Source organism: Oceanisphaera marina (assembly GCF_014643915.1).
In the GTDB taxonomy this organism is placed as follows: domain Bacteria; phylum Pseudomonadota; class Gammaproteobacteria; order Enterobacterales; family Aeromonadaceae; genus Oceanimonas; species Oceanimonas marina.
Genome location: NZ_BMKE01000004.1, coordinates 74,841 through 94,873 on the forward strand (window position 1 = coordinate 74,841; position 20,033 = coordinate 94,873).

A 20,033-nucleotide genomic window follows, 5' to 3' on the forward strand; every position below is an offset into this window, starting at 1 on the left:
ATGAGCCAAGCGGCTGCACTTTATATTGTGCCAACCCCTATCGGCAACCTGAATGATATCAGTCAGCGAGCACTGGATATATTACAGCAGGTTGATCTAATAGCCTGTGAAGATACCCGCCATACGGCGAAACTGCTATCTCATTACCAAATTAATACCTCAACCTGGGCGTTGCATGATCATAATGAGCAGTATAAGTCCGAGCAGTTGGTCAAGCGGTTGCTGGATGGCCAAAGTGTAGCTCTGGTCTCGGATGCGGGCACCCCCTTGATAAGCGACCCGGGTTATCACCTGGTCAATAGCTGTCGTGATGCCGGTATTCAGGTGATTGCCGTGCCGGGACCCTGCGCCGCTATTACGGCCTTGTCTGGCGCAGGTTTGCCCACCGATCGCTTCGCCTTCGAAGGTTTTTTACCGGCAAAAGAAAAAGCCCGACTGGATAAAATAACCCATCTGAAAGATGAGCCGCGTACCCTGGTGTTTTACGAGTCGCCTCGTCGCTTGCTGGACAGTGTCGCCGCACTGGTCCAGGTGCTGGGAGACGATCGCCAGATCGTGGTGGCGCGGGAGCTGACCAAAACCTTTGAAACCATTCACAGCTTGCCCGCCGCTGACATGCTGTCTTGGCTGCAAGCCGATACCAACCGCAGCCGTGGTGAAATCGTGCTGATGGTGGCCGGTTATCGTCCGACCAGCGAAGATGAACTGTCGGCCAAGGTCTTGCGCACCCTGACCTTGCTGTGCAGTGAGCTGCCGTTGAAGAAAGCCGCCGCCCTGACCGCGGAAATTCACGGTGGTAAAAAGAATGCCCTTTACAAGTACGGGCTCGAGAACGGGCTTTAAGAAATTAGCGGTCAGCGATCAGCTGTAGGCTGTCAGTTTAAGAAAGTTCATACGCTATAACTTTAAAAATTAAGCATTCAACATTGGTATAAAAGCGGGGCTAGTGTACAATCCGGCTCGGAGTTGGCCGGGTAATCGCTGCTTCGTCGTTGTGTCTTCGGGCATACGGGCGGAGGGGAGGAAAGTCCGGGCTCCACAGGGCAGGGTGCCAGGTAACGCCTGGGAAGCGTGAGCTTACGACCAGTGCAGCAGAGAGTAAACCGCCGATGGCCTTCGGGCACAGGTAAGGGTGAAAGGGTGCGGTAAGAGCGCACCGCGCGACTGGCAACAGTTCGTGGCACGGTAAACTCCACCCGGAGCAAGACCAAATAGGCCTCCTACAGGCGCGGCCCGCGCTGGAGGCGGGTAGGTTGCTGGAGCCAGTGAGCGATTGCTGGCCTAGAGGAATGATTACTAATCGAGCTTGCTCGATACAGAACCCGGCTTACAGGCCAACTCCCACTTTTCCAAAAAAACGCAGCTTCGGCTGCGTTTTTTTGTTGGGTTAACCCCTTGTCCGTGACGACAGGTGGCATTCATAACTGCCAGCTTGTGTTCTTAATCGATGGCCTTTTCTATTCAGCCTTTCGCTGATGGGGGAAATCGGTCTTTTCTGCTTCGCCTGCTTGAAAAGCAAGGGCTCGCTACATACACTCTAGCGAAGTGGGAAAAAGTGGTTTTTTGTGGAACAAACCAAAGGTTAAGGACTCATAATGCTGCGTGGTGCTCACGCCATCAGCCTTGATAGCAAGGGCCGGTTGGCAATACCGACTCGATTTCGAGACCGATTTCGTGACGAAAGCGAAGGCCTTCTGGTGTGCACCATAGATATCTTTGATCCCTGTTTATTGCTCTATCCGCTCAATGAATGGGAGCTGATAGAAAAGAAGTTGCGAGCACTTTCAAGCACACAGCCGCAAGAGCGGCGTTTGCAGCGAGTGTTGCTGGGGCACGCTACCGAGTGTGAGCTGGATGCTCAGGGGCGCGTGCTGGTATCGAGTCCACTCAGGCAACATGCCGGGCTCGATAAAAAAATCATGCTGGTGGGGCAACTCAATCGCTTCGAAATATGGGATGAGTCTCGCTGGCAACAACAAATTAGCGATGATTTGCAGGCGCTTCCTCGAGAAGACTGGGAATTGTCGGAACGATTGCGGGATTTCGCGTTATAACATGAGTCAACAACAGGCACATATCACGGTACTGCTCCATGAAGCAGTGAACGGCTTGAACATTCAGCCAGACGGCATTTATGTTGACGGCACCTTCGGCCGCGGCGGTCATTCTCGTCACATCTTGTCGCAGTTGGGTCCTAACGGCCGATTGCTGGCTATCGACCGCGATCCTCAGGCTATTGCCGAAGCCGCCAACATCGACGATCCCCGTTTTCAGATCCTGCATGGCCCCTTTTCCCGGCTGGCAGACATGATGGAAGAGCAGGGGCTGACCGGAAAAGTGGATGGCGTGCTGCTCGATCTGGGCGTGTCATCTCCGCAGCTGGATGAAGCCGAACGCGGCTTCAGCTTTCAAAAAGACGGCCCCCTCGACATGCGCATGGACACTTCCAGTGGCCAAAGTGCTGCTGATTGGCTGGCTGAAGCCGATGAAGATGAGATTGCCTGGGTGCTTAAAAATTACGGCGAAGAAAAGTTTGCCCGTAAAATTGCCCGCGCCATTGTATTTGATCGCGCCACCGAACCCTACACCCGCACTCGCGCCCTGGCACAGATGATAGCCCGGGTGAGCCCCAGCAAAGATAAGCATAAACACGCGGCTACCCGCAGCTTTCAGGCTATTCGTATTCATGTTAATGGCGAGCTGGACGAAATTGAACAGGCATTGGATGGTTCGCTGGATGTACTGGCGACCGGCGGTCGCTTGTCCGTGATCAGCTTCCATTCCCTGGAAGATCGCATCGTTAAGCGTTTTATTCGCAAGCAGGAAAAAGGTCCGGAAGTGCCACCGGGTCTGCCATTGACGGAAGATCAGCTGTCCGGTGGCCGTTTCTTGAAAAGCATCGGCAAGGCACAAAAGCCGTCGGCGGCTGAAGTGGAAGCCAATCCCCGGGCCCGCAGCTCGGTATTGCGAGTGGCTGAACGGCTGGATACTCCAAGGTGAGAGCGGGGCGTATCAACCTTGCCAAAGAGATTGGCCAGGATTTATTGCGCCATAAATGGCATCTCTTGCTGACGTTGATCACCATATGTTCAGCTCTACTGGTGATAGTGGTAACTCAGGGAACGCGCCAGTTAACCAGCGAATACAACGAGTTGATGGCTGAACAGGACCGACTCGATATCGAGTGGCGACACTTGCTGCTAGAGCAGAACACCCTGATGGAACATAGTCGGATAGAAGCGCTGGCACGAGATAAACTCGGTATGCAGCGCCCCGCTCCCGCAAAGGAAAAACTGGTGACACAACAATGAGACGGCGCAGGCAGACCAAAAAAGAACCCATGCTGACCGGTTGGCGCTTTCTGACCGTGTGTGGCGTGATCTTGTTGGCATTTTTTGCCTTGTTTGCCCGGGCTGCCTGGATCCAGGTGGTATCACCGGATCGATTACGCATGGAAGGTGACATGCGTTCGTTACGTACCACAGTGTCCAGCACCACCCGTGGCATGATCATGGATCGCAATGGCGAAGAGCTGGCGGTGTCGGTGCCGGTGCAGGCGGTATGGGCCGATCCCAAGCAGGTACATGCCGAGCACAGCCTGGAAAAAGAACAGGCCTGGCAGGCTCTGGCCGACGTGCTGGGCGTACAGCGCGACAAGCTGGTGCAACGAGTCGACAACCCCAAACGGCGTTTCGTGTATCTGCAACGTCAGGTTACGCCCGCCGTTGCCGAATATATTCGCAAGCTGCGCCTGCCCGGCGTTCATCTGCGCCCGGAAGAGCGTCGTTTCTATCCTACCGGTGAAATCAATGCCCACATGGTGGGCATGACCAACATAGATGGCAACGGTATCGAAGGCATAGAGCGGGGGTTCAACGAGTGGTTGACCTCCCAGGCGGGTGAGCGTCGGGTGCGCAAAGACAGAACCGGTAGAATCATCGAAGACTTGGGCATAGTGTCTGAAGCGCGTCAGGCAAACAACATACAGTTGACCATAGATCAGCGCATTCAGGCTCTGGCCTATCGTTCACTGAAACGGGCAAGCGAATTTCACCGTGCCACTTCCGCCTCACTGGTGATGCTGGATGTGAAAACCGGTGAAGTGCTGGCCATGGTGAACACGCCCTCGTTCAACCCCAATAACCGCAGCCAGTATCAGAGTTTTCGAGCCCGTAACCGGGCGGTTACCGATACCTATGAGCCCGGCTCGACGTTAAAACCGCTCATCGTGGTCAGTGCCCTGGAAAATGGCATAGTACAAGCCGACTCCATTGTTGATACCAGCCCCGGCTGGATGCGACTGGGTGGCAAACGGGTATCCGATACCCGCAACCTGGGGCCGATCAGTGTGCAAACCATACTGATGCGTTCCTCCAACATGGGCATGGTGCGCATGGCACTGCAGGAAACACCAGAACAGCTGATTGATACCCTGTACCGCTTTGGACTGGGAATCGACTCCGGCATGGGGTTGGTGGGCGAAAGTACCGGCCTGGTGCCGCAACGCCGCCGCTGGTCCGACATTGAAAAAGCGACGCTGTCGTTTGGTTATGGCCTGACCGTGACCCCCCTGCAACTGGCGCAGGCCTATGCGGTGATAGCCAACAGTGGCGTGCGCTATCCGCTGACCATTATCAAACGGGATAAAGTGCCTCAGGGAGAACAAGTGGTTCCCAGACAGCACGCGGATGCGGTGCTGCACATGCTGGAAGCCGTGGTCGGGCCGGGCGGCACCGCTGGTAATGCGGCCATTCCCGGTTATCGGATAGGCGGAAAAACCGGTACTTCACGCAAGGCCATTGCCGGTGGTTACGGCAATGATTATGTGGGCTTGTTTGCGGGAGTCGCGCCCATCAGTAATCCGCGCCTGGCCATGGTGGTGGTGATGAACGAACCCCAGGGCGATCAATATTATGGCGGTCAGGTGTCGGCACCTGTGTTTGCCGAAGTAATGAGCGGTGCTTTGCAGCTTATGAATATTCGTCCCGACGGGGCGACAGAAGAACAGTTCCAGTTGGCAGGCCAGGAGGCAAACCTTGTCCCTCACACTTAGAGATTTAGCGGTGCCCCTGGGGCTGTCGGCTCCCGCCACCGCCATTCATACCATGACACTAGACAGCCGGGCCGTAACGCCCGGCGCCTTGTTTATTGCCATTAAAGGCCACAGTGCCGACGGTCGTCAGTTTATCGATAGCGCATTGCAGGCCGGTGCGGCGGCGGTCATGTTTGAGGTAGACAGCCCTGAACAGGCCGGGCTGGATCATCTGGATCATCGTTTGCTGGGCGTGTTTCGGCTTTCCGAGCAGCTGTCCCGAATCGCCGGTGTCTTTTATGGCGATGCGTCCGCCAGTATGCAGCTGGTGGGAGTCACCGGCACCAACGGCAAAAGCACCATCACTCAGTTGATTGCCAACTGGAGTTGTCTGCTGGGCAGACAGGCCGGGGTGATGGGCACCCTGGGCAACGGGCTGTATGGCCAGCTGCAACAGGCGGTTAATACCACGGGTTCCGCGCTGGAGGTGCAACAGCAACTTGCGCAGCAACAGGCAGCGGGTGCCAGGCGCATCGCCATGGAAGTCTCTTCCCATGGCTTGCATCAACACCGGGTCGCTGCGCTTGATTTTGACGTGGCGGTGTTCACCAATCTGAGTCGGGATCATCTGGACTACCACGGCACCATGGCCGAATACGGCGAAACCAAACGCCAGTTATTCGAGCTGTGCCAAGAGGCCAGGGTGATTAACGCAGACGACCCGCTGGGCCGGCGCTGGTTAAGTCGCTATCCCGATGCCATTGCCTATGGTTTGCACGGACGAGTCAGTGATTTTTCCGGCCGTCAACTGGTCGCCGAAACGGTACATTTTTATAACGATGGCTTTAAAGTGGCCATTAACTCCGACTGGGGGAATGGTGTATTATCCGCCCCCCTGATGGGCCGCTTCAATGTGTCCAATCTGTTGGCGGCCATGGCGGCTTTGCTGGCGCTGGGTGAGTCTTTTGAGCAACTGCTGGCCACCGCCCCCCGGCTGGCGGGTGTCGCCGGTCGTATGGAGCCGTTCAGTGCGCCAAATCAGCCCTTGGTGGTAGTGGATTATGCCCATACCCCAGATGCGCTGGAGCAAGTGTTGCAGGCATTGCGCCAGCACTGCAAGGGACGCTTGTGGTGCCTGGCAGGCTGCGGCGGCGATAGAGACAAGGGCAAGCGGCCCTTGATGGCGGCGGCGGCCGAGCAGGGCGCCGATGTGGTGATCCTGACCGATGACAACCCGCGTACCGAGTCGGCAGCGGCCATTATCGACGATATGCGCCTGGGCTTGAGCGAACCGGCCAGCGCCCTGGTGATTCATCAACGAGCCGAGGCACTGGCTTACGCCATCGAGCATGCCGATGCGCAAGATATTATTTTAGTGGCCGGTAAAGGTCATGAGGACTATCAGATAGTGGGTACCGAAAAAACACATTACAGCGACCGGGAAACCGCCGCCAGCTTGCTGGGGACTGATGCATGATTCCCCTGACTCTTGAGCGACTGGCCCAGGCGTCCGGTGGCGAACTGCGAGGTTGTGATGCCAGCATCATGGCCGTGACCACCGATAGCCGCCAGCTCCTGGCGGACGGCGGCCTGTTTGTGGCGCTGAGCGGTGAGCGTTTCGACGGTCATGACTTTGCCGCCGCGGCCCAGCAGCAAGGGGCAACAGCCCTGCTGGTGGAACACTGGCTGGATCTGGATTTGCCTCAAATCAAGGTCGCCGATACCCGATTGGCGTTGGGTGTGCTGGGCGGCCTGGTACGAGAAGCCTGCTCGGCCAGGGTGCTGGCCATTACCGGCAGCTGTGGCAAGACCACGGTAAAGGAAATGGCGGCTGCCATTTTGCGACAAAAGGGCACTGTACTGGCCACCAAAGGCAACCTGAATAACGAAATCGGTGTGCCACTCACCTTGTGTGAACTCACCGCGGCGACCGAATATGCCGTGGTTGAACTGGGTGCCAACCATGTGGGTGAAATCGCCTGGACCAGCTCGTTGACCCAACCTCATGTGGCGCTGATCAACAACGTTGAAGCATCCCATCTTGAAGGCTTCGGTTCTCTGGAAGGCGTGGCCCAGGCGAAAGGCGAAATCTATGACGGCCTGGTGGATGGTGGTGTGGCCATCGCCAATGGTGACAGCCCCTTCTGTGCGCTCTGGAAGCAACAGCATGAGCTGGTGTATTTCGGTGAGCATAAAGATTATCAGGCGCGGGATATTCAGCTGGACAAGTTCGGTTGCGCCCAGTTTCGGCTGCTCACGCCGCAAGGTGAGGTGGCGATACAGCTGCCAGTGCCGGGCAAGCACAATGTGTCCAATGCCCTGGCTGCAGCCGCCGGTACCGAGGCACTGGGTGCCAGTCTGGACGATATTGCCGCCGGCCTGAGTCAGTTTGAGTCGTCTGCCGGCCGGTTGCAGGTATGGACGCGACCCGGTCTGACGGTGCTGGATGATACATATAACGCCAGTGTGGCCTCGGTATTGGCCGGATTGAACACCCTGGCCAGTCTGCCGGGCTTTCGCATCTTCGTGTTTGGCGACATGGCGGAGCTGGGTGAATACAGCAAGGCGATGCACATTCAGGTGGGTGAACATGCCCGCAAGTTGGGCATCGACTGCGTGATGACGGTCGGTCAGGACAGCAAACATACTGCAACGGCGGCCCATGGCCGGCACTTTGCAGATAAACAACAATTACAGCCGGCGCTGCTTGAGACGTTGGCCCAACACAATAAGGTCGTGGTTTTGATTAAGGGTGCACGCAGTGCTCGGATGGAAGATGTGGTCCGGGCGATTCAGGAGGACGCACAATGCTAGTATGGCTGGCGGAGTGGCTGACCCCTTATTTCAGCTTTTTCAACGTATTTTCTTACCTCACCTTTCGGGCGGTCATCTCCATTCTGACCGGACTGTTTGTCTGCCTGTGGCTGGGGCCGCGGCTGATCCGTCGTTTGCAACTGCTGCAAATTGGCCAGGTAGTGCGAAATGACGGGCCCGAATCCCATCTTAGCAAGTCAGGCACGCCGACCATGGGCGGCCTGATGATCCTGATCTCCATTTTTGTGACTGTGTTGCTATGGGCGCGGTTGGATAATCCATATGTCTGGATAGTGTTGTTTGTGCTCGGCGCCTTCGGTGCCATCGGTTTCGTGGATGACTATCGCAAGGTGGTGCGTAAAAATACCGATGGGCTGGTAGCGCGCTGGAAGTATTTCTGGCAGTCGGCTGCCGCACTGGCTGCGGCACTGTTTGCGTACTGGGTGGCTCAGGATCCCGCACAAACCCAATTGGTGGTGCCTTTCTTTAAAGATGTGATGCCGCAACTGGGGCTGTTTTTTATCATTCTCAGCTACTTCGTGATCGTCGGCTCCAGCAACGCAGTCAACCTGACCGATGGCCTGGATGGGCTGGCCATTATGCCGGTGGTCATGGTGTCTGCCGGGTTTGCGTTGGTGGCCTGGGCCACCGGCAACGTCAACTTTGCCGCCTATCTGCATATTCCCTATGTCGCCCATGCGGGTGAGCTGACGGTGTTCTGTACCGCCATGGTGGGCGCCGGTCTGGGCTTTTTATGGTTCAACACCTATCCGGCTCAGGTGTTCATGGGCGATGTGGGTTCGCTGGCATTGGGTGCAACACTGGGGGTGATTGCAGTCCTGGTGCGTCAGGAGTTTCTGCTGGTGATCATGGGCGGCATCTTCGTGATTGAAACCCTGTCGGTGATCCTGCAGGTGGGCTCGTACAAATTACGAGGGCAGCGGATTTTTCGCATGGCACCCATTCATCATCATTACGAACTCAAAGGCTGGCCCGAGCCGAGAGTTATCGTCCGTTTCTGGATTATTACTCTGATGCTGGTGCTGATTGGCCTGGCTACCCTGAAGGTGAGATAAAGCATGTTACCCGAGCGTATCCTGATTATTGGCTTAGGGCAGACCGGACTGTCTTGTCTGCATTATTGCCTGGCCCGGGGCATCACCCCTGTGGTTATGGATACCCGCACCTGTCCACCGGGTGCCGATCAGTTGCCCGAGCACATAGAGCGCCACTTTGGTGAGCTAAAGCTGGCTCCCATGCTGGCTGCCCAGTTGATTATCGCCAGCCCCGGGCTGGCGCTGGCAACGCCTGCACTGCAGCAGGCACAGGCCGCCGGTGTCGAGATTGTCGGTGATATCGAGCTGTTCGTGCGCGAATGCCAGGCACCGATAGTGGCCATTACCGGCTCCAACGGCAAGAGTACCGTCACCACCCTGGTCGGCGAGATGGCCAGCGAAGCGGGTATCAAGGTGGGGGTGGGCGGTAATATCGGCACTCCTGCACTGGATTTGCTGTCTTCAGAGCTGGCACTGGCGGTGCTCGAGTTGTCCAGTTTTCAGCTGGAAACCACCCGCAGCCTGTCTGCCGCCGCGGCCACCGTGCTTAACATCAGTGAAGATCATCTGGATCGCTATGACTCCCTTGCGCATTATCGCGATACCAAACTGGAGATTTATCACCGGGCCGGCCTGGCGGTGTATAACCGGGAAGACGATCAGACGCGTCCGCCCAGATCTGATGCTACAGTCAGCTTTGGTCTCGATCACACGGATTATGGCCGCGTTCAGCATCAGGGGGAGCTGTGGCTGAGTCGCTTCGGTGAGCCCGTGCTGCCGGTATCGGCCTTGAAAATACTGGGTACTCACAATCAACTGAATGCCCTGGCGGCCATGGCCTTGGCCGATTGGGTCAAGATCCCTCAGGCGGCACAGCTGGCGGTATTGCGTCGTTTTTCGGGGCTGGCCCATCGTTGCCAGTTGGTGGCCGAAAAACAGGGTGTGCTCTGGGTTAACGACACCAAGGCCACCAATGTGGGGGCCACACTGGCCGCCATTGCCGGCATGAGTGAAGTCGTGAGCGGCCGCTTGTGGCTGATTGCCGGTGGCCAGGGTAAAGAGCAGGACTTTTCTCCCCTGATCCCGCTGTTGCAGGGCCCGGTTGCCGGCATGGTGTGTTTTGGCCAGGATCGGCATCAGTTGCTGGCATTGGCGGATAACACCCATGAGGTGAGCAATCTGGATGAGGCCGTGGCCTGGTGTGCCAGTCAGGCACAAGCCGGAGACTGTGTGCTGCTGGCTCCGGCCTGCGCCAGCTTTGATATGTATGCCAGGTATCAACAGCGGGGCGAGCACTTCATTACTCTGGTGGAGGCATTATGAAGTGGCCAACCTTTGGTAGCGGCTGGCTGCTACGGCCCTCGCAAGGGCTGATTTACGATCGGCAGCTGGTCATTTTATCGCTGGCACTGATGGCCATCGGTCTGGTGATGGTGTCGTCGGCGTCGATAGCCGAAGGCATCAATATCGACAACGATCCCTTCTATTTCGTGAAACGTCACGGCATCTTCCTGCTTATTTGTCTGGGGCTCAGCACCCTGGTGTTGCAGGTACCCATGGAGCGCTGGCAGAAGTTTAATACGACATTTTTGATCATCGCGATACTGATGCTGGTCCTGGTGCTGTTCGTTGGCCGTGAAATCAACGGTAGCCAGCGCTGGTTGCCGCTGGGCCTGCTGAACGTACAGCCGGCAGAAGTCGCCAAACTGGCGCTGTTCACCTTTCTGGCCGGCTACCTGGTTCGGCGTCAGGATGAAGTACGCGGCCAGTGGAAAGGCTTTCTCAAGCCGTTGGCGGTGATGGGGTTGATGTCGGTGCTATTGCTGAAGCAGCCGGATCTGGGCTCGGTGGTGGTGCTGTTTGTGACCACTATCGGCATGCTGTTTCTGGCCGGCGCCCGACTCAGCCAGTTTATCAGCCTCATTATTCTGGGCGTGAGCCTGGTGGGTTTTTTGATTATTACTTCGCCTTACCGGATGCGTCGAGTGACTTCTTTTCTTAATCCCTGGGAAGACCCGTTTGGCAGTGGTTATCAGTTAACCCAATCTCTGATGGCCTTTGGCCGGGGTGGCTGGTTTGGTGAGGGCTTGGGCAATTCGATTCAGAAACTGGAGTACTTGCCCGAAGCCCATACCGACTTCGTATTCGCCATTCTCGGTGAAGAGCTGGGCTTTACCGGGGTTTTGCTGGTGTTATTGTTGCAGGCCTGGCTGGCCTTCAAGGCGTTGCACATCGGGCAAAAGGTACTGCTGGGTGGCCGTCAATACGAGGGATATCTGGCGATGGGCATCGGCATCTGGTTCAGCTTTCAGACCGTGGTGAACGTAGGCGCCACCTCCGGCATGTTACCGACTAAAGGCCTGACTCTGCCGCTGGTCAGTTACGGCGGCTCTAGTCTGCTGGTGATCAGTACTGCGGTGGCTATTTTACTGCGCATCGATTTTGAATGGCGTCGCGACCATATGCAGGCCAGACAGCGGGAGGCGATATGATGCAAGCCCAGACCAACATTCTGGCCCAAGACAAATTACAAGCCAAAACCCTGTTGGTGATGGCGGGGGGGACAGGTGGCCATGTGTTTCCCGGGCTGGCGGTGGCCGACCGGCTGCGTGCCGAAGGCTGGGATATTCACTGGTTGGGGACTGCCGAGCGTATGGAGGCACAATTGGTGCCCAAGCATGGTTATCCCTTGCACACCATCGCCATTGCCGGGGTGCGTGGTAATGGGCTGAAGCGCAAGTTGCTGGCACCGCTGCAAATAGTGAAGGCCATTTTTCAGGCTCGCCGGGTGCTCAAACAGGTGCAACCCCAGGTGGTGCTGGGTATGGGCGGTTTTGCCGCCGGCCCTGGCGGGGTGGCCGCCTGGCTGGCGGGAATTCCGCTGGTGCTGCACGAGCAAAACGCGGCGGCAGGCATGACCAACAAGTTGCTGGCGCGGCTTGCCAGACGGGTGCTGATGGCCTTTCCCGGCGCTTTTCCATCTGCGGCCAACACCGAGGTGGTGGGGAATCCGGTGCGTCCCGAAGTGCTGGCGCTGCCAGCCCCGGCCGAGCGTATTGGCATAGACCCTCAGCCGTTGCGGTTACTGGTGGTGGGCGGCAGCCTGGGCGCCCGAATATTAAACGACTTGCTGCCCGAGGCGGTGTCATTGGCGGGCAATATCCAGGTGCGCCATCAAACCGGCAAGGGCAATGCCGAGGCTGTGCAGTCGGCTTATCAGCAACTGGGCATACAGGCCGAGGTCAGTGATTTTATTGATGATATGGCCGCCGCCTATGGTGCGGCAGATCTGGTGGTGTGCCGGGCCGGTGCCTTGACGGTATCCGAAGTGGCTGCGGCCGGAGTGGGCGCGTTGTTTGTACCGCTGCCCCACGCGGTAGATGACCATCAAACCAAGAATGCTCGCTCTTTGTCCGACCGGGGCGCGGCGCTGTTGATGCCGCAGTCTACGCTCAGCGCCAAAACACTGGCCGAGCAACTACAACATCTTAGCGAGAATCGGGCGCAACTGCTGGCGATGGCCGAGCAGGCGCGAACCCTGGCGATTACCGATGCTGCACAGCGCGTGGCCGAGAGCCTGCGCGCGGTGGCGAAATAAATGAGAGAAATGGCATGACCAAGGTTGAACTGGCAAAACTCAGAAACACGGTACCCGAGATGAGACGGGTTCGCCGCATTCACTTTATCGGCATCGGTGGCGCCGGTATGGGCGGTATTGCCGAAGTATTGGCCAACGAAGGTTATGTTATTTCGGGTTCCGACATTGCTTACAGCCCAGTAACGGATCGGCTGGCGGCAATGGGCGCCACTATTTATCTGGGGCATGCCCCAGAGCAGGTAACCGACGTCAGCGTGGTGGTGGTGTCCACCGCCATCAAGGCCGACAACCCCGAACTGGTTGCCGCTCGTGAGCTGCGCATTCCGGTGGTGCGCCGCGCCGAAATGCTGGCAGAGCTGATGCGTTTTCGCCACGGTGTTGCGGTGGCCGGCACTCACGGTAAAACCACCACCACCAGCCTGATTGCCAGTATTTACGGTGAAGCGGGCCGTGATCCTACCTTTGTGATTGGTGGGCTGCTCAACAGTGCCGGCTGTAATGCACGCCTGGGGAGCAGCCGCTATCTGATTGCCGAGGCGGACGAGAGTGATGCATCCTTCCTGCATCTGCAGCCTATGGTCTCGATTGTTACCAATATTGAAGCGGATCACATGGATACCTACGGCGGCGATTTCAGCAAGCTGGAAGGCACCTTCATCGATTTTCTGCACAACCTGCCGTTTTATGGCCTGGCCGTGCTGTGTCTCGACGATGAGGTAGTGCGTGAGCTGATGCCGCGAGTCAGCCGTCAGTGCGTGACCTATGGCTTTGTGGACGATGCGGATTATCGCATCGAAGACTTCAGTCAGCAGCGGGATCACTGCAGGTTCAATGTTTGTCGCCCCGATGGCAGCTGCCTGAGCGTGCAGCTTAATTTGCCCGGGCGACACAATGCCCAGAATGCCGCCGCCGCCATAGCCGTGGCCTGCGAAGATGGCGTGGCCGATGAAGCCATTCTGGCGGCGCTGATGAAGTTTGAAGGGGTCGGTCGGCGTTTTCAGCAATACGGTGAGTATGAGACGGGACGCGGGCTGGCCAAGCTGGTGGATGACTATGGTCACCACCCCAGCGAAGTGCGCGCCACGCAAAATGCGGTACGGGCCGGCTGGCCAGAGCGACGCCTGATCACCATCTATCAGCCTCATCGCTATAGTCGCACCCGGGATCTGTATGAAGATTTTGTCGATGTATTGTCGAAAACCGATGTGCTGATCCTGCTCGAGGTGTACAGTGCCGGCGAAACACCCATTCCCGGTGCCGACAGCCGCGCCCTGTGCCGCTCTATTCGCAGTCGCGGAAAAATGGAACCCATCTATGTGGCCACGCCAGACGAGGTGCCTCAGGTCTTGGCCGAGGTGCTGCAAGAGGGTGATCTGGTACTGACGCAAGGCGCCGGCAATGTGGGTGGACTGGCCCGTAAGCTGGGCGAATTACAACTATCGATTGCTGCCATGCAGCAGGGAGAGCAGGCATGACACAGTTCGGCAAGGTAGCGGTATTGTTTGGGGGCCATTCGGCCGAGCGAGAAGTCTCGTTGCGTTCGGGTGCCGCGGTATTGGCGGGCTTGCAGCGCGCCGGAGTGAATGCCCACGGCATAGACACCCGGGATTATCCGCTGGCTCAGCTGAAAGAAGATGGCTTCGAGCGCGCCTTTATCGTGGTGCACGGCCGAGGTGGAGAAGACGGCACCCTGCAAGGTGCACTCGAGCACCTGGGACTGCCCTATACCGGCTCTCGGGTCTTGGGCTCTGCGCTGGCCATGGACAAGATCCGCACCAAGCAAGTGTGGAAGACTCTGGGCCTGCCCACCGCGGATTTTCGGGTGGTGCACAAGCATCAGTTCCAGGCCGACGATGCCGCAGTCTTGCTGGCCCAGTTTGACGGTCCCGTGTTCGTCAAGCCTGCCAACGAAGGCTCCAGCATCGGTATGACCAAGGCGACCGATGCCGCCACCTTGATTGCGGCGGTGGAAGAAGCATTCAAATTTGACGGTGAAGTGCTGATTGAGCGTTTTATCGACGGCGATGAATACACGGTCAGCATCCTGGGCGAACAGGCACTGCCGGCCATTCGCCTGCGTACCACCCACGACTTTTATGATTACTCGGCCAAGTACCAGTCGGGCGATACCGAGTATCTGTGCCCTTGTGGTCTGAATGACGCCGATGAACAGGCGCTGGGCGCATTGAGTGTAGCGGCTTTTAAAGCGGTCGCGGCCAGCGGCTGGGGCCGGGTCGATCTGATGAAAGACAAACAGGGCCAGTGGTGGTTGCTGGAAGTGAATACGGTGCCAGGCATGACCGAAACCAGCCTGGTGCCCAAGGCGGCCAAGGTAGCCGGCTTGTCTTTCGACCAGCTGGTGGTTGGGGTACTGGAGCAGGCGTACTGATATGACCTCTGCCGCAACCCGCACCCGGCTGGCCTTTATTGGCGGTCTGACTTTTTTTGTGGCTGTGCTGTCGGCACTGCTGTGGGGGCTGTGGCTACTGGTCGTATGGATGACGGCGGCAAACCAGGTGCCGGTGAATAACCTGATGATCCAGGGAGAACACCGCTACCTCAGCCGGGACGAAGTCAGGCAATCGGTGCTGGCGCTGCCGGAAGTGGGCAACTTTTTTGCCCTTGAGGTAGATCAGGTGCAACAGCGGCTGCAATCGCTGCCCTGGGTCTATCAGGCATCGGTGCGCAAGCAGTGGCCCGATACGGTGCGTGTTTATATCGTCGAGCAGCAGGTGGCGGCGCGCTGGAACCAGAATGCCATGCTGAACATCCATGGCGAGGTGTTTCGGGCCAGTCATCAGGGATTACAGCTGGTCTCTCTCTCCGGGCCTGATGAAGAGTCGGCGCGGGTATTGGAAGAATACCGGCATGTACAAACATTATTGAAGCCAGTGGGTTATGATATAGAGCGGGTTCACTTGACTCCTCGTCGCTCCTGGGAACTAACATTAACAAGTGGAATCAAGCTGTTATTGGGCCGAGAAGACATAGAGGCACGGTTACAGCGTTTTATTGATGTCTATCCGGGCATCGAGCAACGTGAACGGGTAGCTTATCTCGATTTGCGTTACGATACCGGGCTGGCAGTGGGATGGAAGCAGGACGAAGAGACGGATAATGACCAAAAGCGCGGAAAGAAATCTGATCGTCGGGCTTGATATCGGCACGGCTAAGGTAACTGCCCTGGTAGGGGAAGTGTTACCGGATGGCGATTTAAACGTTATCGGCCTTGGCAGCCATTCCTCAAAGGGAATGGACAAGGGCGGCGTAAACGATCTTGAGTCGGTGGTTAAATCACTGAAACGAGCGGTAGATGAAGCGGAAATGATGGCAGACTGCCAGATTACCTCCGTTTATCTTGGCCTGTCGGGTAAGCATATAGAATGCCGTAACGAAACCGGCATGGTGCCGATCTCCGACGAAGAGGTCACCCAGGAAGACGTAGATAACGTCATTCATACCGCCAAGTCGGTACGGTTGTCCGATGAACACCGGGTATTGCATGTGCTGCCTCAGGAGTATTCCATCGACTTTCAGGAGGGGATCAAAAACCCCATCGGTCTGTCGGGAGTGCGTATGCATGCCAAGGTACATTTGATTACCTGCCATAACGACATGGCACGCAATATCGAAAAATGCGTCGAACGGTTGGGATTAAGGGTCGATCAGCTGATTTTCAGCGCCCTGGCGTCCAGTTATGCGGTACTTACCGACGACGAGAAAGAGCTGGGTGTCTGCGTGGTGGATATCGGCGGTGGCACCATGGACATGGCGGTATTCACCGGTGGCGCCTTGCGCCATACCAAGGTCATCCCCTATGCGGGCAGTACCGTGACCAGTGATATTGCCTATGCCTTTGGCACGCCGCCGCTGGATGCAGAAGCGATCAAGGTGCGCCACGGTGCGGCTTTCAGCAGGCTAGTTAGTAAAGAAGACACCATAGAGGTGCCGAGCGTCGGTGGACGTCCGGCACGCAGCCTGCAGCGACAGACGTTGGCCGAGGTAATAGAGCCGCGTTACAGCGAATTGCTGGGCATGATCAATCAAGAGTTGAGCAAGATCCAGGGCGAGCTGAAAAAGGCCGGGGTCAAGCATCAGCTGGCGGCAGGTCTGGTGTTGACCGGTGGTGCGGCACAAATTGAAGGGCTGGTGGAATGTGCCGAACAGATCTTTCAGTGTCAGGTGCGTATCGGCCAGCCTGATGGCGTTAAAGGATTATCAGATTACGTTGAGACACCCGTGTATTCTACCGCCGTCGGTTTGTTGCACTACGGCAAGGAACACCAGACCATGCCTCAACAGGACTATAACAACAAGACCAGTGTGACCGGATTCCTGAAACGAATCGGCAACTGGTTGCGTGGCGAATTTTAATCTTGGCACCCATAACCAAGAGCAAAGCGGAGAGACTCTTATGTTTGAACTGATGAATGATCACGAGCAGGAAGCCGTTATTAAAGTGGTCGGCGTGGGTGGCGGCGGCGGTAATGCCGTTGAGCACATGGTGCGCGAAAACCTGGAAGGAGTAGAGTTTTTAGCCATTAACACCGATGCCCAGGCACTGCGTAATTCGAGCGCTAGCAGCACCTTGCAGGTGGGCGGCGAAATTACCAAAGGGCTGGGCGCTGGCGCCAACCCGGAAGTGGGCCGCGATGCCGCACTGGAAGACCGCGACGCCATTCGCGATTTGCTGGACGGTGCCGACATGGTGTTCATCGCCGCCGGCATGGGCGGTGGCACAGGTACGGGTGCCGCTCCCGTGGTAGCCGAGATTGCCAAAGAGTTGGGTATTCTGACCGTGGCGGTAGTCACCAAGCCCTTTGCCTTTGAAGGCAAGAAGCGCATGAACTATGCCCAGCAGGGTATTAATGAACTGGCCAAGCACGTTGACTCTCTGATCACTATTCCCAACGACAAATTGCTGAAAGTCTTGGGTCGTGGCATTTCCTTGCTGGATGCCTTCCGCGCCGCCAACGACGTCTTGCTGGGTGCCGTGCAGGGGATTGCAGAGCTTATTACCCGTCCGGGCCTGATCAACGTCGACTTCGCCGACGTGCGCACCGTAATGCGTGAAATGGGCACTGCCATGATGGGCACAGGCACAGCTACCGGTGAAGACAGAGCCGAAGAAGCGGCAGAAAAAGCGATTTCCAGCCCGCTGCTGGAAGACGTGGATCTGGCAGGTGCGCGTGGCATTTTGGTCAACATTACCGCGGGTCTCGACATGACGATAGAAGAGTTTGAAACCGTGGGTAATGCGGTTAAAGCCTTCGCGTCCGAAAACGCCACCGTGGTAGTCGGTACGGTACTGGATCCGGAAATCAGCGATGAACTGCGGGTGACCGTGGTGGCCACCGGTATTGGTGCCGAGCGCAAGCCTGACATCACACTGGTAAAATCAGGCACCAGCAACCGCGATGACAACGGCATGCGCCAGGTTGAAACCCAGCGCGAAGAGCAGCCCGGCAAGATGGTGGTTAACGCCGATGCCACCCAGGCCAAGTCCGATATGGACTATCTGGATATTCCGGCATTCTTGCGCAAGCAGGCGGACTAGCCAGGGGCCGAAATTTGCGGCGGCGGATTATTGTGCTAACATATCGGACCATTTGAATTCGGTTCGCATCTTGCTCATGGTCAATGATATGGGCAGATAAGTTACTGGCGGATAACCTATGATTAGACAACGAACGTTAAAGAATACCGTGCAGGCCACCGGAATAGGCCTGCACTCCGGCCATAAAGTACAAATGACCTTTGTACCCGCGCCGGCCAACACAGGTATCGTGTTTCGTCGTACCGATCTGGACCCGCAGGTCGATATTCGAGCCGATGCCGCCCTGGTAAAAGACACCATGCTGTGTACCGCTTTGGTCAACGAAGACGGGGTGCGTGTCTCTACCATAGAACACCTGTCTGCCGCTTTGGCGGGGCTGGGTATCGATAACCTGATTATTGAGGTGGACGCACCCGAAGTACCGGTCATGGACGGTAGCTCTCACCCCTTTATCTATCTGTTACAGTCTGGCGGCATCCGCGAGCTGAACGCACTGAAGCGCTTTATTCGTATCAAAAACACGGTGCGGGTAGAAGACGGCGACAAGTGGGCCGAGTTTCGGCCTTATCGCGGCGGCTTCAAGATGGACCTGACCATCGACTTCAAGCACCCGGTGTTTGAAGGACAGAGTCAGCATCTGGTGCTGGATTTTTCAGGGGCGGCCTTTGTAAAAGAGCTGAGCCGGGCGCGCACCTTTGGTTTTATGCGCGATATCGAATATCTGCACTCGCAAAACCTGGCACTGGGCGGAAGCCTGGAAAACGCCGTGGTGCTGGATGACTACAAGGTGCTAAACGACGACGGCCTGCGTTATCCCAACGAGTTCGTCAAACACAAGATGCTGGATGCCATTGGCGACCTGTATATGTGTAACCACAGTATTCTGGGTGAATTTTGTGCCTATAAAACCGGGCATGCGCTTAACAACACGTTATTGCGCGCCATGCTGGCCAACACGGAAGCGTGGGAAATTGTCACCTTTGGCGAGCAGGATGCCGAATCGCCAATTCGTTACTACGATACTGCATTCCAACCCGCCTGATATAAGACCCAGACACGCCAGCACTCTCTCCGCTGGCGTGTTTTCTTTTACCTTCTGTAGCTTGATCTCATGACCCATACCGCCTCTGCCATTGGCACTCGTGCCGGATTTCGATTGTTTAGTCATCGACTATTGATCGCCCTGTGTTTATTGCAGTTGCCGCTGATGCTTTATTTGTACAGCCAATGGCAAGACGCGCGACAGCAACAATGGCAGCTTGGCCACCAGCTAGAGCAGCAAAAGCGTCATCAACAGCGAGAATTGAGCCGGATCGGCCAGCGTTTGGGGCAGCTACAGGCGGAGCTGGGCCAGGTGAGCATCATGGGGCAGCGGCTGGTGAAAGATTATGATCTGGTTGACGAGTTGCCAGTGCAGCGTTTAGACGTTAACTTGCTACAGCGGCCTTATACCGGTTTTTCCGAGTTGCATCAGGCATTGACCCAGGTTTCGCAGCAAACTCAGGAATATGGCATTACCCTGGCGGCACTTGAATCTTTGCTGTTGAATCTCCATATCAATGAGATTACCCAGATTCAAGGTCATCCTGTTCCTGGTTACAGTCGGGTCAGTTCGGGCTTTGGTCAGCGTAGCGACCCCTTCAGTGGTCGGGCCCGCTGGCATCGTGGCCTGGATTTTTCCGGCAAGCAGGGGCAACCGATAGCGGCAACCGCGGCCGGTGTCGTCAGCTTGTCTGAACGACATCCCGCCTTTGGCAACATGGTTGAAATCAGCCATGGCCAGGGGTGGGTTACGCGATATGCTCATCTAGATTCCCAGTTGGTTCAGGTGGGTGAGCGTGTCGACAAGGGGCAGGAAATTGCCCGCATGGGACGAACCGGACGTGCAACCGGTGTTCATTTGCATTATGAAGTATTAAAGGGCAACCGGCAGCTGGATCCCGCGCGCTTCTTGCCAAACTAACGTTCGGCCCCATA

General features: G+C 56.8%; 18 protein-coding genes and 1 other RNA gene. All 19 read left to right on the forward strand.

Annotated elements, in window-relative coordinates; translation table 11 throughout:
- The 19 genes from rsmI (at position 1) to IEW52_RS03775 (ending at position 20,019) form a co-directional block, all read left to right on the forward strand.
- Complete coding sequence (gene rsmI / locus IEW52_RS03685) at positions 1–843, forward strand: 16S rRNA (cytidine(1402)-2'-O)-methyltransferase (RefSeq protein WP_188628733.1); 843 nt, start codon at positions 1–3, stop codon at positions 841–843.
- 119 nt (positions 844–962) lie between these two features.
- An RNA gene (rnpB, locus tag IEW52_RS03690) (RNase P RNA component class A) lies at positions 963–1,346 on the forward strand.
- A 249-nt stretch (positions 1,347–1,595) separates the two neighbouring features.
- On the forward strand, positions 1,596–2,054 hold the full coding sequence (mraZ, locus tag IEW52_RS03695) for a division/cell wall cluster transcriptional repressor MraZ (protein WP_188628734.1): 459 nt from the start codon (positions 1,596–1,598) through the stop codon (positions 2,052–2,054).
- Position 2,055: 1 nt separating this feature from the next.
- Entirely contained in the window at positions 2,056–3,000 is a 945-nt protein-coding gene (gene rsmH / locus IEW52_RS03700; protein ID WP_188628735.1) for a 16S rRNA (cytosine(1402)-N(4))-methyltransferase RsmH, read from the forward strand.
- Positions 2,997–3,311, forward strand: a complete 315-nt coding sequence (gene ftsL / locus IEW52_RS03705; RefSeq protein WP_188628736.1) for a cell division protein FtsL — start codon at positions 2,997–2,999, stop codon at positions 3,309–3,311. The genes rsmH and ftsL overlap by 4 nt, the downstream gene beginning before the upstream one ends.
- Positions 3,308–5,053 carry a penicillin-binding transpeptidase domain-containing protein gene (locus IEW52_RS03710; protein ID WP_188628737.1) on the forward strand — a complete coding sequence of 582 codons (1,746 nt, stop codon included), beginning with the start codon at positions 3,308–3,310 and terminating at the stop codon, positions 5,051–5,053. Before ftsL ends, IEW52_RS03710 begins: the two co-directional genes overlap by 4 nt.
- On the forward strand, positions 5,037–6,509 hold the full coding sequence (gene murE, locus IEW52_RS03715; RefSeq protein WP_188628738.1) for a UDP-N-acetylmuramoyl-L-alanyl-D-glutamate--2,6-diaminopimelate ligase: 1,473 nt from the start codon (positions 5,037–5,039) through the stop codon (positions 6,507–6,509). The genes IEW52_RS03710 and murE overlap by 17 nt, the downstream gene beginning before the upstream one ends.
- Positions 6,506–7,846, forward strand: a complete 1,341-nt coding sequence (locus IEW52_RS03720) for a UDP-N-acetylmuramoyl-tripeptide--D-alanyl-D-alanine ligase (RefSeq protein WP_188628739.1) — start codon at positions 6,506–6,508, stop codon at positions 7,844–7,846. The genes murE and IEW52_RS03720 overlap by 4 nt, the downstream gene beginning before the upstream one ends.
- Positions 7,840–8,922 (forward strand): phospho-N-acetylmuramoyl-pentapeptide-transferase, encoded by a 1,083-nt coding sequence (gene mraY / locus IEW52_RS03725; protein ID WP_188628740.1) that lies wholly within the window; start codon positions 7,840–7,842, stop codon positions 8,920–8,922. Before IEW52_RS03720 ends, mraY begins: the two co-directional genes overlap by 7 nt.
- 3 nt (positions 8,923–8,925) lie before the next feature.
- Complete coding sequence (murD, locus tag IEW52_RS03730; RefSeq protein WP_188628741.1) at positions 8,926–10,224, forward strand: UDP-N-acetylmuramoyl-L-alanine--D-glutamate ligase; 1,299 nt, start codon at positions 8,926–8,928, stop codon at positions 10,222–10,224.
- On the forward strand, positions 10,221–11,393 hold the full coding sequence (ftsW, locus tag IEW52_RS03735) for a cell division protein FtsW (RefSeq protein ID WP_188628742.1): 1,173 nt from the start codon (positions 10,221–10,223) through the stop codon (positions 11,391–11,393). Before murD ends, ftsW begins: the two co-directional genes overlap by 4 nt.
- Positions 11,393–12,499: an undecaprenyldiphospho-muramoylpentapeptide beta-N-acetylglucosaminyltransferase gene (gene murG / locus IEW52_RS03740; RefSeq protein ID WP_188628811.1), complete on the forward strand. Its 1,107-nt coding sequence runs from the start codon at positions 11,393–11,395 to the stop codon at positions 12,497–12,499. The genes ftsW and murG overlap by 1 nt, the downstream gene beginning before the upstream one ends.
- 14 nt (positions 12,500–12,513) lie before the next feature.
- Entirely contained in the window at positions 12,514–13,974 is a 1,461-nt protein-coding gene (murC, locus tag IEW52_RS03745) for a UDP-N-acetylmuramate--L-alanine ligase (RefSeq protein ID WP_188628743.1), read from the forward strand.
- Positions 13,971–14,888, forward strand: a complete 918-nt coding sequence (locus tag IEW52_RS03750; protein ID WP_188628744.1) for a D-alanine--D-alanine ligase — start codon at positions 13,971–13,973, stop codon at positions 14,886–14,888. The genes murC and IEW52_RS03750 overlap by 4 nt, the downstream gene beginning before the upstream one ends.
- 1 nt (position 14,889) lies before the next feature.
- The gene (locus tag IEW52_RS03755) at positions 14,890–15,657 is read left to right on the forward strand and encodes a cell division protein FtsQ/DivIB (protein WP_188628745.1); all 768 of its coding nucleotides are present in this window, start codon (positions 14,890–14,892) and stop codon (positions 15,655–15,657) included.
- Positions 15,617–16,873 carry a cell division protein FtsA gene (ftsA, locus tag IEW52_RS03760; RefSeq protein ID WP_188628746.1) on the forward strand — a complete coding sequence of 419 codons (1,257 nt, stop codon included), beginning with the start codon at positions 15,617–15,619 and terminating at the stop codon, positions 16,871–16,873. The genes IEW52_RS03755 and ftsA overlap by 41 nt, the downstream gene beginning before the upstream one ends.
- Positions 16,874–16,913: 40 nt before the next feature.
- Positions 16,914–18,056 (forward strand): cell division protein FtsZ, encoded by a 1,143-nt coding sequence (gene ftsZ / locus IEW52_RS03765; protein ID WP_188628747.1) that lies wholly within the window; start codon positions 16,914–16,916, stop codon positions 18,054–18,056.
- A 118-nt stretch (positions 18,057–18,174) separates the two neighbouring features.
- Positions 18,175–19,098, forward strand: coding sequence for a UDP-3-O-acyl-N-acetylglucosamine deacetylase (gene lpxC, locus IEW52_RS03770; protein WP_188628748.1), 924 nt, complete (start codon positions 18,175–18,177; stop codon positions 19,096–19,098).
- A gap of 69 nt (positions 19,099–19,167) precedes the next feature.
- Complete coding sequence (locus IEW52_RS03775; protein ID WP_188628749.1) at positions 19,168–20,019, forward strand: M23 family metallopeptidase; 852 nt, start codon at positions 19,168–19,170, stop codon at positions 20,017–20,019.
- The last annotated feature ends 14 nt before the right edge of the window (positions 20,020–20,033 follow it).

Bases quoted from the DNA above. Each gene is read 5' to 3' on its own strand.
- rsmI (WP_188628733.1), top strand. From the start codon at position 1: ATGAGCCAAGCGGCTGCACTTTATATTGTGCCAACCCCTATCGGCAAC.
- mraZ (WP_188628734.1), top strand. From the start codon at position 1,596: ATGCTGCGTGGTGCTCACGCCATCAGCCTTGATAGCAAGGGCCGGTTG.
- rsmH (WP_188628735.1), top strand. From the start codon at position 2,056: ATGAGTCAACAACAGGCACATATCACGGTACTGCTCCATGAAGCAGTG.
- IEW52_RS03710 (WP_188628737.1), top strand. From the start codon at position 3,308: ATGAGACGGCGCAGGCAGACCAAAAAAGAACCCATGCTGACCGGTTGG.
- IEW52_RS03720 (WP_188628739.1), top strand. From the start codon at position 6,506: ATGATTCCCCTGACTCTTGAGCGACTGGCCCAGGCGTCCGGTGGCGAA.
- mraY (WP_188628740.1), top strand. From the start codon at position 7,840: ATGCTAGTATGGCTGGCGGAGTGGCTGACCCCTTATTTCAGCTTTTTC.
- murD (WP_188628741.1), top strand. From the start codon at position 8,926: ATGTTACCCGAGCGTATCCTGATTATTGGCTTAGGGCAGACCGGACTG.
- ftsW (WP_188628742.1), top strand. From the start codon at position 10,221: ATGAAGTGGCCAACCTTTGGTAGCGGCTGGCTGCTACGGCCCTCGCAA.
- murG (WP_188628811.1), top strand. From the start codon at position 11,393: ATGCAAGCCCAGACCAACATTCTGGCCCAAGACAAATTACAAGCCAAA.
- murC (WP_188628743.1), top strand. From the start codon at position 12,514: ATGACCAAGGTTGAACTGGCAAAACTCAGAAACACGGTACCCGAGATG.
- IEW52_RS03750 (WP_188628744.1), top strand. From the start codon at position 13,971: ATGACACAGTTCGGCAAGGTAGCGGTATTGTTTGGGGGCCATTCGGCC.
- IEW52_RS03755 (WP_188628745.1), top strand. From the start codon at position 14,890: ATGACCTCTGCCGCAACCCGCACCCGGCTGGCCTTTATTGGCGGTCTG.
- ftsA (WP_188628746.1), top strand. From the start codon at position 15,617: ATGACCAAAAGCGCGGAAAGAAATCTGATCGTCGGGCTTGATATCGGC.
- ftsZ (WP_188628747.1), top strand. From the start codon at position 16,914: ATGTTTGAACTGATGAATGATCACGAGCAGGAAGCCGTTATTAAAGTG.
- lpxC (WP_188628748.1), top strand. From the start codon at position 18,175: ATGATTAGACAACGAACGTTAAAGAATACCGTGCAGGCCACCGGAATA.
- IEW52_RS03775 (WP_188628749.1), top strand. From the start codon at position 19,168: ATGACCCATACCGCCTCTGCCATTGGCACTCGTGCCGGATTTCGATTG.